Origin of the sequence: uncultured Winogradskyella sp. (genome assembly GCF_947496485.1) — a bacterium.
Taxonomy (GTDB): Bacteria; Bacteroidota; Bacteroidia; order Flavobacteriales; family Flavobacteriaceae; genus Winogradskyella.
In genome coordinates, this window is the sequence record NZ_CANMCZ010000004.1 from 183,885 (window position 1) to 197,382 (window position 13,498).

The 13,498-nt window shown below is 34.5% G+C and carries 10 protein-coding genes; 1 reads left to right on the forward strand and 9 read right to left on the reverse strand.

The window, feature by feature from the left end:
- Positions 1 to 23 precede the first annotated feature (23 nt).
- The 9 genes from ppk2 (Q0822_RS13570) to Q0822_RS13610 form a co-directional block, all read right to left on the reverse strand.
- The gene (ppk2, locus tag Q0822_RS13570; protein ID WP_299124562.1) at positions 24 to 833 is read right to left on the reverse strand and encodes a polyphosphate kinase 2; all 810 of its coding nucleotides are present in this window, start codon (positions 831 to 833) and stop codon (positions 24 to 26) included.
- A 17-nt stretch (positions 834 to 850) separates the two neighbouring features.
- Positions 851 to 1,705, reverse strand: coding sequence for a polyphosphate kinase 2 (ppk2, locus tag Q0822_RS13575; protein ID WP_299124564.1), 855 nt, complete (start codon positions 1,703 to 1,705; stop codon positions 851 to 853).
- A 129-nt stretch (positions 1,706 to 1,834) separates the two neighbouring features.
- Positions 1,835 to 4,246 carry an alpha-ketoacid dehydrogenase subunit alpha/beta gene (locus tag Q0822_RS13580; RefSeq protein WP_299124566.1) on the reverse strand — a complete coding sequence of 804 codons (2,412 nt, stop codon included), beginning with the start codon at positions 4,244 to 4,246 and terminating at the stop codon, positions 1,835 to 1,837.
- Positions 4,247 to 4,401: 155 nt separating this feature from the next.
- Positions 4,402 to 7,251 carry a metalloprotease gene (locus Q0822_RS13585; RefSeq protein ID WP_299124568.1) on the reverse strand — a complete coding sequence of 950 codons (2,850 nt, stop codon included), beginning with the start codon at positions 7,249 to 7,251 and terminating at the stop codon, positions 4,402 to 4,404.
- Positions 7,248 to 8,522, reverse strand: coding sequence for a T9SS type A sorting domain-containing protein (locus tag Q0822_RS13590; RefSeq protein WP_299124570.1), 1,275 nt, complete (start codon positions 8,520 to 8,522; stop codon positions 7,248 to 7,250). The genes Q0822_RS13585 and Q0822_RS13590 overlap by 4 nt, the downstream gene beginning before the upstream one ends.
- A 25-nt stretch (positions 8,523 to 8,547) precedes the next feature.
- Entirely contained in the window at positions 8,548 to 9,234 is a 687-nt protein-coding gene (locus Q0822_RS13595; RefSeq protein ID WP_299124572.1) for a TIGR00730 family Rossman fold protein, read from the reverse strand.
- A 174-nt stretch (positions 9,235 to 9,408) separates the two neighbouring features.
- Positions 9,409 to 9,576, reverse strand: a complete 168-nt coding sequence (locus tag Q0822_RS13600; RefSeq protein WP_299124574.1) for a lmo0937 family membrane protein — start codon at positions 9,574 to 9,576, stop codon at positions 9,409 to 9,411.
- Positions 9,577 to 9,699: 123 nt separating this feature from the next.
- Positions 9,700 to 12,528 carry an excinuclease ABC subunit UvrA gene (gene uvrA, locus Q0822_RS13605; protein ID WP_299124576.1) on the reverse strand — a complete coding sequence of 943 codons (2,829 nt, stop codon included), beginning with the start codon at positions 12,526 to 12,528 and terminating at the stop codon, positions 9,700 to 9,702.
- Between the two features lie 144 nt (positions 12,529 to 12,672).
- Positions 12,673 to 13,023 (reverse strand): hypothetical protein, encoded by a 351-nt coding sequence (locus Q0822_RS13610; protein WP_299124578.1) that lies wholly within the window; start codon positions 13,021 to 13,023, stop codon positions 12,673 to 12,675.
- Between the two features lie 158 nt (positions 13,024 to 13,181).
- Here Q0822_RS13610 and Q0822_RS13615 point away from each other — a divergent pair, with 158 nt between their 5' ends.
- Positions 13,182 to 13,472: a DUF2188 domain-containing protein gene (locus Q0822_RS13615; protein WP_299124580.1), complete on the forward strand. Its 291-nt coding sequence runs from the start codon at positions 13,182 to 13,184 to the stop codon at positions 13,470 to 13,472.
- Positions 13,473 to 13,498 lie beyond the last annotated feature (26 nt).

The following is a 13,498-nucleotide window of genomic DNA, read 5'->3' on the forward strand; positions in this document are numbered from 1 at the left end:
AAAAAACAACTGATTCTTAATTTCTATTCATTTAAAATTGCGCGTAGTGATTTATGACGAATAGTTTCCAAGTCCTTAACTTCGTATGGTATGCTTTTAAGGATATATTCAAAAGCTGCAATTCTTGCGCTTGTTTTTCTATTCGCTTTAATAATTTTCCAAGGTGCATTAACCTGTGTTTCCTCAAACATCTTTTCTTTATAGGTTGTGTAATCGTCCCAAAGCAATAATGCGCGCTTATCAACTTCACTATATTTCCATTTTTTTATAGGAGTACTCACAATATCTTTAAAACGACGTTCTTGCTCTTTCTTTGTAATGGAGAAATAAAATTTCAATAAATAAATACCTGAGTCTTGTATCATTTTTTCAAAAGCATTAACATGGCTCATAAAGATGTCGTATTCCTTCTTAGTGCAAAACCCATTAACAGGTTCTACTACAGCTCTATTATACCAACTTCTATCAAAAAATACAATTTCGCCGTTGTTTGGTAAACGATTAATGTAACGTTGAAAATACCATTGGCCCATTTCCGTTTCATTGGGTTTTGGTAAGGCAACAACTCTAATGGCTCTTGGTGGTAAATGCTGAATGATACGTCTAATGGCTCCACCTTTTCCGGCAGCATCTCGGCCTTCAAAAAGAATCACTACTTTTTTGTTATGCTTTGCAACCCATTGCTGAAGAATAAGCATTTCTACTTGAAGTTTTTCGAGTCGTTTTTCGTATTTAACATTATTAATAGTCTTATTAATATTCAGGTTTTTTTGACGTAATAAAGCCTCTAAACCTTTTTTTGTGTTTATAATAGATAAGTTCTTTTCTGTCATGGTTAAAGGTGATTTTATTATTGGTCTAATTGAACAGTATTTCTAAAATAGCGTTGTACAATGTTGGGATCTGGCAAAAGTGCTTTGCAGTTACTCCCTTTATTATCATAATCAAAAAGGCTTAAAACGTATTTAATACTTTCTAAACGTGCACGTTTTTTATCATTAGACTTTATAACTACCCAGGGACTAAAAGAATTATGTGTTCTAGAAAACATTTGATTTTTATAAACCGTAAAGTCATCCCAAAGTTCTTGTCCCTTTTCATCAACAGGACTGAATTTCCACTTTTTTAGCGGATTTCTCAACCGCTTTTCAAAACGACGTTGTTGCTCTTCCTTAGAAACAGAAAACCAAAACTTAATAATTTTTGTATCAGATTCAAAGAGCATATTTTCAAATTCTGGTACCTGAATTATAAAACGGTTATATTGTTCTTTGGTACAGAATCCCATTACAGGTTCTACAACCGCTCTGTTATACCAACTTCTGTCGAAAAACACAATTTCTCCAGCATCTGGCAATTCTTTGATATACCGATTGAAGTACCATTGTCTTTTTTCAATCTCTGTTGGTTTATTTAAGGCTACAACACGCCTTGCTCTAGGATTAAGGTGCTCTATAAAACGTTTTATGGTTCCTCCCTTACCAGAAGCATCTCTCCCTTCAAAAATGATAGCTATTTTTTTATTTTCTTTTTGAACCCATCTTTGAAAATCAACAAGTTCTGCTTGCAGTGGTAGTAATTCTTGTTCGTAGGCATATTTGTCTAATGCAGATTGAAACGTTGGATTATCAGCTTTGTTTTTTTCAAGGTAATTTACCAAATCTGCCTTTCGCTTGAAGGTACTTAGAATGTCTTGTGTTAGCATATAGTGTGGATTAGTCGTTGCCTTTCAAAGCTAAAGATATTTCAAAACATAGTTTATGACAAATGTCATACATAAAAAAGACCTTCGCTTAATTTAAAGGAAGGTCTTTCTTTTGATTTTAAATAAGTTTTATCTCAGTTTTGGAAAATCCATAGGACTCAACTCATGCATTACACCATAAATAGCTTCAAAAATGTCTTCAACCGAAGGTTTTGAGAAATAGTCGCCATCTGTTCCGTAAGCAGGTCTATGTGGTTTTGCTGCTAATGTTTTTGGTTGACTATCTAAATATTGAAATGCATTTTGGGTATTTAATATTTCATTGAGAATATAAGCAGAAGCACCACCTTTAATATCCTCATCTATAACCATAACCCGATTGGTCTTTGCAATACTTTTAACGATATCATGATTAAGGTCAAAAGGTAACAAAGACTGTACATCAATAATTTCGGCATCAATACCAACTTCTAATAATTCTTTAGCAGCTTGTTCTACCAAGCGCAGAGTGGAACCATAAGACACCAAGGTGATATCTTCACCTTCTCTAACCGTTTCAACAACACCAATTGGTGTTTTAAATTCACCAATATTGTTTGGTAATTTTTCTTTAAGCCTATAGCCATTTAAGCATTCTACAACTAAAGCGGGTTCATCACTTTCTAATAAGGTATTGTAGAATCCTGCAGCTTTGGTCATATCTCTTGGAACAAGCACGTGGATACCTCTAATAAGGTTTAAAATACCACCCATCTGAGAACCAGAATGCCAGATGCCTTCTAAACGGTGACCTCTCGTTCTTACAATCAGTGGTGCTTTTTGACGACCTTTGGTTCTGTACTGTACAGTGGCCAAATCGTCACTCATTATTTGGAGCGCATACATCACATAGTCTAAATACTGAATTTCGGCAATAGGTCGCAAACCACGCATGGCCATACCAATGCCTTGACCAACAATAGTAGCTTCTCTTATCCCTGTATCTGAGACTCTAAGTTTACCGTATTTTTCCTGTAATCCTTCTAAACCTTGATTAACATCTCCTATATATCCAGCATCTTCACCGAAAATCAATGCCTCAGGATATTTACCGAAGATAGCATCAAAATTTTCTCTTAAAACCACACGTCCATCAACATCTTGTGAATCGGCATCATAGGTTGGCACCACTGCAGATTGATTTAAGGCATTGAGATCTGATTGGCTATGTAAGTGAGAACTATATTTTGGTTGAACTTCATTGAGATAATTATTTATCCAAGCTTGAAGTGCTAGTTTTTCTGAAGAATCTTCCGAAACCACATAGCGTAATGCTTTACGGCTAGCGGAAAGAATATCTCTTCTTAACGGTTCTTCTATCGCTACTAAATCGTTTATTAATTTTTTAATGAACACACCATTATGACTCGATGAGGCTAATTGCTCTAATAAATGTATAGCATGTTTACGCTCAGCCAAAATAGGATTTATAAATGAAGTCCAAGCTGCTTTTTTACCCTCTCTAACGGCCTTTTTAATACTGCGCTCTATGGCTGTCAATTCTTCATCTGAAGAAATATCATTGCTTATCATCCACTTTCGCAGTTGTGTATTACAATCATATTCTTCTTCCCAAGCCAAACGCTCACTATCCTTATAACGCTCATGAGAACCCGATGTAGAATGACCTTGAGGCTGTGTTAGTTGTTGTACATGGATCATTACAGGTACATGTTCTTTTCTAGAAATTTGCGCTGCGCGTTGGTAGGTATCTATGAGTTCAGGATAATTCCATCCATCAACTCTGAAAATTTCATAGCCTTTTTCGTTGGTATTACGCTGAAAACCTTTTAAAATCTCAGAAATGTTTTCTTTTGTGGTTTGGTGTTTGGCATGTACTGAAATACCATATTCATCATCCCAAATACTTATTACCATTGGCACTTGTAGTACACCTGCTGCATTTATAGTTTCAAAAAACAAGCCTTCACTTGTACTTGCATTTCCAATAGTTCCCCAGGCAATTTCATTACCATCTTTAGAAAAATTGGTGGTGTCTATACCTTTTACTTCTCTGTAGATTTTCGATGCTTGTGCTAAACCTAATAATCTTGGCATTTGTCCTGCTGTAGGCGAAATATCTGCACTAGAATTTTTTTGTTGGGTAAGGTCTTTCCAATGTCCATTCTCATCTAAACTGTGTGTTGCAAAGTGTCCACCCATTTGGCGACCAGCAGACATAGGTTCTTCTGTAATATCTGTATTGGCATATAAACCAGCAAAGAATTGCTCTATGGTAAGTTCACCTATAGCCATCATAAACGTTTGATCTCTATAATAACCAGATCTAAAATCACCATTTTCAAAAGCTTTTGCCCAGGCAATTTGTGGGACTTCTTTACCATCACCAAAAATCCCAAACTTTGCTTTACCAGTTAAAACCTCTCTACGACCAAGTAAACTACATTCGCGACTTGTAACAGCTAATTTGTAGTCGTTTAAAACTTCAGCTTTAAAATCTTCAAATGTAATTTCAGTTTTGGCGTTAGGGTTTATATTCATAGAGGTTGCTTTTTTGGTCAAGCAAAATTACGAATTTTTGAAATTTTATGCAACAGTAAAAAACGTTATATTATTGAATTATTCTCAATTAAAAGGGGTTTGGTTAATATATAATTCAATAAATCAAAAAAAATTAACTTTTTGATAAGAATTTGTTAATACCACTTTCTTCTAAAAAGACCTAGAAGTACTTGTGGGTCTACAGTGAACATAAAGCGTATACGCTGATCGTAATTTGGTTGCGCAATTTCCCAGCCTAGATTAGAATAAATTGGTAAATAAATTTCAAAATAATCTTCTACAAGATTGAGTCTTATACCAGAATCATAAACAAATTTTGGGTCTATATTTTTATTTTTTACTAAGCCTAAATCAGTATAGGCTTGTATGTAGCGCCATATGGAAGTACTAAAATTAACTGTGGTCATCCATTGATTTGCAAACTCGGCATCTAATTCATCTAATTGCGATTTAAAGCCACCTTCGGCTATAATTATTTGTTGGCTAAAAAGACCAGAATCTTCCGAACGTCCTAAATAGTTAAGGTCAAATAAATAATCTTGAGGTCTGTCTAAAGCAAAACTAAAATAGTCAGATGCTGGATCTGAGTTGTTCTTTAAGAAAAAACCTGCAAAAAGCCTTAGGTTTACATTTCGGTTGCCTTGGGTCAATTTTCTGAACTCGTAATTTAAAGAGAGCTTACTAAATTGGTTTGAAACTTGAAAATCGGTATTGAATGAAGAAAAGTTAATAATTCCAGGATTGGCGTGTGTGTATCTTAAATTAAATACTCCATAGTCTGGCTCGTCAATTTCTATGACAGCGTTTTCACCAGCTGTTCTATTGATACTGACATATCTTGCTGAAATCACATCTATTTTGTTAGATCTAAAGTTGTCGTCATCTCTAAATGCGAATTCAACTGAAGGTCTAATCCTAGTAAAAAAAGCATCTTCAGCAAAAGAACGATAGCCGGCAGTAAGACCGTATGTGACGTTAAAAAGATTTTGATTTTCTAAATTATGCGTATAAAAAGCACTGACACTTCCGGTTAAGGATTTAGATTTTGTGGCATACTGCGGTGAGATTCTATAATTTAATCGTTTCCTTAAAATTGTTTTGTTGTACACCTTTGTACCCAATGTTAAACCGTCATATATATTATTAAATTCTACTAAGGGCATAAAGAAAATCTGATTATAGTCAGGGTCTTCAATATCCTTAAAAAGTCTAAACTGTAGAGGTTTGTTATTAAGGATAGATCCGTTTACAGATTTATAATTATCACGTTGATTGAATTCTGGGATGTTGTTATCATAATCTATTACAAACTTATCTGTGCTGTCTTTTGGTAATAGAATAGTCTTTTCTCCTTTAATGTTTTCCACCCATAATTTACCGATAACAGAGTCGTTACTTAGCTTAAAAATAGAAACAGGCATCTTATTATCTCTCTTATTTTTAATGGTAAGTCTTATCGAATCTTCAGTAGTTTCAACAGATTTTATTTTGAAATCTATCTTTTTTCTTGTGCCTATAAAATCCTTAAAAAACCAATCGATATCCTTTGAGGTCTTGGATTTTATAAAGCTTTCAAAATCGCTGATCTTAATAGGTTTTAATTGATTTTTTGTTAAGAATTCTGTAATGCTACTAGTTAAATTTATATCATCGGTAAACTGGTCCAAATAGTTCAACCCAACACCAGCTTTATATTTGCCAGCAATATTAGCATTGAATTTTGTTAAAGAATCTTTTGAAGTATTTAATGGTTGATCTCTGTTTTTTCTTGCAATTTCCATGGAGTACAAAAAGTACTGAAAATTGAAATCTAAGTCTGCAGCATGAAACGCTTTGATTCCCCAAATATTAGCTAAATTCCCTAATAATTTCATGTCTGGATAGTATGTGTCTACATACTTCATTAAGAAGTAAATCTGTAAACCTTCGATGAGCCAATGTTCTTTTCGAGGATTTAGGAGTATCGTATTATCGAGATATTTTTTTGTAGCTGTTTTTAAAAGTTTTAATTCATATTGAAATTGCTCTGGAAAAGGGCTTAAAAAACTAGGAAGTTGATTAAGACCATACAACGGGTTCTTATTGTAATCAATTTCAGAAACAACTAACATATTATGTGGATAGGCACCAAGGTTATCAGTTAAAAAGCGTGTTATTCTATCTGTTATAAGCGCTTTTTCTCCACCAGTTAATCCTTTTTCATTAATGTCCGAAAGCACAATAAAATCATCGGTCTGTATAAAGCTGAATCTCGGAAATTTTCTAAGTGATAAATAGGTGTCTATACGATCTTTACCACTTAATATTGAGGTTTGCGTACGATTTGGAACGTCAGATTCTAAAATAAGACCATCTAACTCCGAAGTTACTCTATAGTTTAAAGGATGCGTAATCCTTAAGCTAATATCTGCTTTTGGAATAAATAAATCGTCTAAATTCTTGTTACTATAATAATGCCATTTACCATCATATATCGTTGGAGTGATATACCAATACTTCAACTCAAAATCTCCATTCTTTGTAAAGCCATAATCGGTAAATGTGGCATCAGGAACAAAAAGATTATAGTTAAGCTTTATAGTATAAGCTTCACCAGGTTGCAAAGGATCTTTTAAGACCACCTTTATAACGTCGGGATGTGTCTTAAGATTATTGTATTCTAGTGATGCATTGTTTTTATCTTTAATGGAGGTTACCACAGTGTAGCCACGCTGTTCACTTTTTGCCAAATGAAATTTTGTACTGAATTCTTCTTCAAAGCGCTTAGCAAGTGGTGTGGATTTTGTAGAGTAGCTGTTATTCCAATCGTTCAGGTATATTTCAGATAATACATCATTCGATTCGTTTTTGTAAACGATGGTTTGAGAAATAGAAATAGTTTTAGTTTCTACTGCTACAACAGCGTCAATTTCAATTCTATTTTGAGCAACAAGGAAGTTGCAAAAAATGAATAAGACAAATGATATGTATAGGGTTTTTATCAATTAGAAATTAGGAATTTAAGCGATTTTATTTGTTGATTAGGGCTTGTTAAATAATATAACCCACTTTGTAAATCAGAAACATCGAATTGTTGATCATTTTCTGAATTGAGCTGCAATGATTTTACCTTTTGACCTAGGCTATTATAAATATTTAAATATTCATTAAAGAGTTGAGATGAATTAACGTAAATATTTAAATAATAATCAGTTATGCTATTTTTTAATTTAAAATAACTAGCAATTTCAGTATCAGTAATGTTGAGTAAAGAAGCATCTGTTTCTAGTAATACCGTAACGGGAAGATGATCGCTGAAATTGTGCAATGCATCTCTTATATCAAAAGAAAATTGTGAGGTGGAATTGCCACAATTCGTCGAATTAATACGACTGTTATAACAAGACACTAAACCATTATTACCATACACTTGGTAAGAGTCTGGTACATAAGTTATGTTAGCTGTACTAATCATATTTTCTGATGTTAAAATAAAATCAAAACGGTCATCAAAACCACCTGTGGAACCTCCCAAACCTGTTTGAGTTCTTGTAGATTGCGTAAAGACATCAACAAAACTTGTATTATTATTCCAACTGCCAATGCGATTTGCAGGATCAGCAAATGTAATGTTGTTAGAGCTATCTAAGAGTTCTTGAAAAGCGGATTCTGATGCTGTATAAAGGTTTAGGTCGCCTCCCAAAAGCACATTAGTGTCCGCTGGTAAGGTATTTAAATAGGTGTCTAAATCTTGTACCATTTCAAAGCGTCTTTGTGCGTTTGTGGTTCCACTAGAGGCTTTTAAATGACAAATAACGACATAAAAGACTACCGGATTGGTATCTTGGTCAATCGTATTCAATTTTAGCTTATAAAGGTTAAAGTCTCGCAAATAGGTAGGCACAATAATCTCTTCTTCGATTATAAATTTGGTAGAATCATAATACAATAAGTTTTGTAAATCATTTTGATCACCAGTAGTGTCATCAGAAGTATTAGAGACATAGGTGGCCATTTCAAAGTTAGAATTGATGAAGGTTCGGGTAATGCCTAACACATTATTAGCACCAGCAATATTATTGAGCTCACAGACTAAAAATAAATCAGGTTGATAATCTGATAATATAAACTCTAGATCATCCTCACGATTTGGTACAGCATCTTCTAAGGGATAGTTCAACAAATTATAGAACATCACCTTAAATGTTTCTTGGGCAGAAGCATTTAAAACGCATAACAGAGTTATCGTAAAAAAAACCAATATTTTCTTCTTCATAGCGGTGAATATAAAAATGGTTTTCTTAGAAATTAGGACTAAGATCGTATTCTTTATAAAAATCGTTGAGGACCTCTAGGACTTCATCCGATGTGTCTACCAAATGTATTAAATCTAAATCTTTTGCGCTAATATTACCTGCATCTAAAAGGGTGGTTTTTACCCAGTCCATTAAGCCTCCCCAAAATTCTCTTCCAACCAAAATAATAGGAAAGGTTTCTATCTTATGGGTTTGGATAAGTGTTATGGCTTCAAACAATTCATCTAAAGTGCCAAAACCTCCTGGCATAACAACAAAGCCTTGTGAGTATTTTACGAACATCACCTTACGAACAAAGAAATAGTCAAAGTCTAAGCTTTTGTCATTATCTATGTATGGATTATCGTGCTGCTCAAAAGGCAATTCAATGTTAAGACCTACAGAAGTTCCTCCTGCAATATGAGCACCTTTATTACCAGCTTCCATAATACCTGGTCCACCACCTGTAATAACACCATAACCATGATCTACTATTTTAGAAGCTACTTCCTCTGCTAACTTATAGTACTTGTGGTCTGGTTTTGTTCTTGCTGATCCGAAAATGGAAACACAAGGGCCTATTTTACTCAACTTTTCATAACCATTGACAAACTCTCCCATAATCTTGAAAATCGCCCAAGAGTCATTTGTTTTTATTTCATTCCAGCCTTTATGCTTATTTTCTTTTCTCATAATACCTTTTAAAATTTAGTCTAAACATTATAAAAGCCATATAGACATATGGCTTTCATAAAATGTGGAGCTCAAATTTAATGTAAATTGAGCGAAATAGTCCAGTTATTAACAAAAAAATAAGCGTACAGATTATAAATCCGTACGCTCTTTTATTTCTAATGTATAATTAGCCTATAGCGGTTTTCTACCACTAATTATATTGTACAATATAACGACTACAGCAATTACCAGTAAAATATGTATTAAGTTACTAGAACCTAATCCAGGAACAATTCCTAATAAACCTAATAACCATACAACTATGGCAATTACAGCGACAAGCCAAAGAATATTCTTCATAATGTTTTGTGTTTATGTGTTAGTATAATTGAATATAAATACACTTATCGACATAAATGAAAATTTGAATCGTATGGGTTAAGATTTGGACGGAAGCAGTTCATATTAGTAGTTTAGTGCTACTTAATTCAGCTCTTTCTTCAAAAATTGTGCGGTATAACTCTTCTTATCTTTTATGAGTTGTTCTGGTGTACCTTTGGCGACTAACTGTCCACCACCTTTACCACCTTCGTATCCGATGTCAATGATGTAATCTACTGTTTTAATTACATCTAAGTTATGTTCAATAATTAAAACGGTATTCCCTTTATCCGCTAGCTTATTAAGCACTTTCATTAATACTCTAATATCTTCAAAGTGCAAACCCGTTGTTGGCTCGTCTAAGATATAAAACGTATTACCAGTATCGCGTTTACTCAACTCTGTAGCTAACTTAATACGTTGCGCTTCACCACCAGAAAGCGTGGTACTTTGTTGTCCTAATGTGATGTAGCCTAAACCGACATCTTTTATGGTTTTCAGTTTTCTATAGATTTTCGGAATATGCTCAAAGAAACCAACAGCCTCTTCAATAGTCATATTTAAGACATCGCTAATCGATTTGCCTTTGTAACGAATCTCCAAGGTTTCTCTATTAAAACGTTTACCTTGGCACGTTTCGCATTCTACATAAACATCTGGTAAAAAGTTCATTTCTATTACACGCAAGCCACCGCCTTTGCAGGTTTCGCAACGTCCACCAGCAACATTAAAACTAAAGCGGCCAGGTTTATAACCTCTTATCATTGCTTCTGGTATTTTAGAAAATAAGCTTCGTATTTCGCTAAAAGTACCTGTATATGTTGCAGGATTACTTCTTGGAGTTCTTCCAATTGGTGATTGGTTAATATCAATCACTTTATCTAAATGTTCTAGGCCTTTTATGCTTTTGTAAGGCATCGGTTTACGAACTCCGTTAAAATAATGTGCATTGAGAATAGGGTAGAGGGTTTCATTAATTAAGGTCGATTTCCCACTACCTGAAACTCCAGTCACTCCAATCATTTTACCTAACGGGAATTCCACATCCACGTTCTTCAGGTTATTACCAGTACAACCTTTTAGAACTAATTTTTTACCGTTGCCTTTGCGTCGTGTTTTAGGAACTTCAATTTCCTTTTCGCCGTTTAAGTAGGCTGCGGTTAAGGTATGATGCTCTAGTAATTCTTTTGGTGTGCCTTCACTTATAATTTCACCTCCATGCTTGCCTGCAAAAGGCCCAATGTCAATGACATGGTCCGCACGTTCTATCATGTCCTTGTCGTGTTCTACAACAATAATTGAGTTACCAACATCTCGCAATGCCACTAAAGAATTAATTAATTTTTCATTATCGCGCTGATGCAAGCCAATACTAGGTTCATCTAAAATATAAAGGACTCCAACCAACTGCGAACCGATTTGAGTAGCCAAGCGAATCCGTTGCGCTTCTCCACCAGAAAGGGATTTAGAACTTCTGTTTAATGATAAATAGGTTAAGCCGACATCCAATAAAAACTGAACGCGATTTCTTATTTCTTTGATGATTTCAGCAGAAATTTGTTGTTGCTTATTCGTTAAACGTGCGGTTAAGCCATCGAGCCAATCTCCAAGCTCTACGATATCCATCATTACCAATTCGGCAATGCTTTTACCATCCACTTTAAAATACAAGGATTCTTTGCGCAAACGCGAACCTTCGCAAACCGGACATTCCACCTTGTCCATATACGTTTTTGCCCAACGTGTTAAGGATGTAGAATCAGATTGGTATTGACTTTCAATGAAATTAGCAACCCCTTCAAAGTCAATTTTATAATCTCTGCTCACACCAAGTAGTTTACTTTCTACGGTAAACTTATCTTTTCCTCCATAAAGAATGATTTGTTTCGCTTCTTCAGGGATGTCTTTCCAAGCATCATTCAATGAAAACTCAAAACGCTGTGCTATGGTTTCAAACTGTTTAAAAATCCAGCTTTTTTTCTGTGGACCATGTGGAGCTAAAGCACCATTTTTTATGGATAAGCTTTCATCAGGAACTAATTTACGAGCATTCACCACATGCAATTCGCCAATACCATTACAATTAGCACAAGCCCCTTTTGGTGAGTTAAATGAAAAATTGTTTGGTTCTGGATTAGGATAGGAAATACCAGACGAAGGACACATTAAATTACGGCTAAAAAAACGCGGTTCGTTAGTCTCTTGGTCTATCACCATTAATACATCATCACCATGATACATGGCGGTGTTAATAGATTCCGTAAGACGCTTTTCGTTGTCTTGTGGGTCGTCTATCTTTAGTCTATCAATAACAATCTCAATATCATGCGTTTTGTAACGGTCTAATTTCATGCCTTTTTCAAGGTCAACGATGTCTCCATCCGTACGCACTTTTACAAAACCTTGTTTGGCAATTTGCTCAAATAATTCGCGATAATGGCCTTTACGAGAACGCACTACAGGCGATAAAATATTAATGCGTTTGCCTTTATACGATTCTAAAATTAAATCTTTAATCTGTTCGTCATTGTAGCTCACCATTTGTTCACCAGTCTCATAACTGTAAGCATCTGCAGCTCTGGCATAAAGTAAGCGCAAGAAATCATAGATTTCGGTAATGGTACCAACAGTAGAGCGTGGTGATTTACTCGTTGTTTTTTGCTCTATGGCAATAACTGGTGAGAGGCCATCAATTTTATCCACATCCGGACGTTCCAAACTGCCCAAGAATTGTCGTGCATAAGCCGAAAAGGTTTCAATATAACGACGTTGCCCTTCGGCATAAATGGTGTCGAAGGCTAAGGATGATTTTCCACTTCCTGAAAGTCCGGTAATGACGACCAGTTTTTCTCTAGGAATAGTAACATCTATATTTTTTAGGTTGTGAACGCGTGCTCCTTTTACTTCAATGGCATCGTTAAATTGACTCATAAATGGTGTTAATCAGCTTGTGTTTTTAGCAAAAGTGCAAAGGTACAATTTTTAGATGTTAATTTAGTGTGAAGATATAAGCATAGATGCAAAAGAAAAAGCCTTGAGTTAATCAAGGCTTTTATAATAAAATGTGTCTCTGTCTTACTTTGTTAACGACAGTTCTTTACTTTCAATAGCTTTGTTGTAATTAGCTTTTACGGTAGACTTTAAGCCAAAAAACTTTGAGCCATCTTTTTTCTTTAGCGTTACATAAGTGCTACCATCGGCCTTAGTCATAACGTCATCAACAACAACTGTAGCGTTATAGACGCTTTTGTAATTGGCAATTTTACCACGTTTTACTAAGATATTTAACTTTGGAAACTTTATATATCTATAATTCTGTGCAGTAGGTTCTTTAACTACAAGTTCATCACCAACTTTAGGAGTCGTTTGCGCACTAAGCATAAAACAGAATCCGAAAAATAAAAGGGTTAAAAATATTTTTTTCATAATTAAATCCATTTAAATTAGTAATACTGCAAAATTATTGAGAATAAATAAGAATGTCAACATTTTAGAGGTTTTTTAGCACCAAAACACTAATAATAATTTCCTTGTCAACCCAAGGGCTTTTTATATATTTAAAACTTATAGATTAATTACTACCAATGTCTAAGCAAAATAAGTTAGCCGACGCCATACAAAAACTAATAGAAGCCATATTATCTGCTTTAGGTCACAGTACTAAAAAGAAAAGAACATGGCACCAACACGTTGTGCCCAATGATGACGGTTGGGCTGTAAGACGAGAAGGTAATAAACGGATTACTTCTAAGCACCGCAAACAAAGCACTGCGATACGCAAAGCCAAAACCTTAGCTAAACGTTATAAAGCTGATGTGATTATTCATCGTGAAAGTGGAGGTATACGCGATCGGATAAGTTATAGAGAAGATTAGTAAGAAATACCTTGTAAACAATTAAA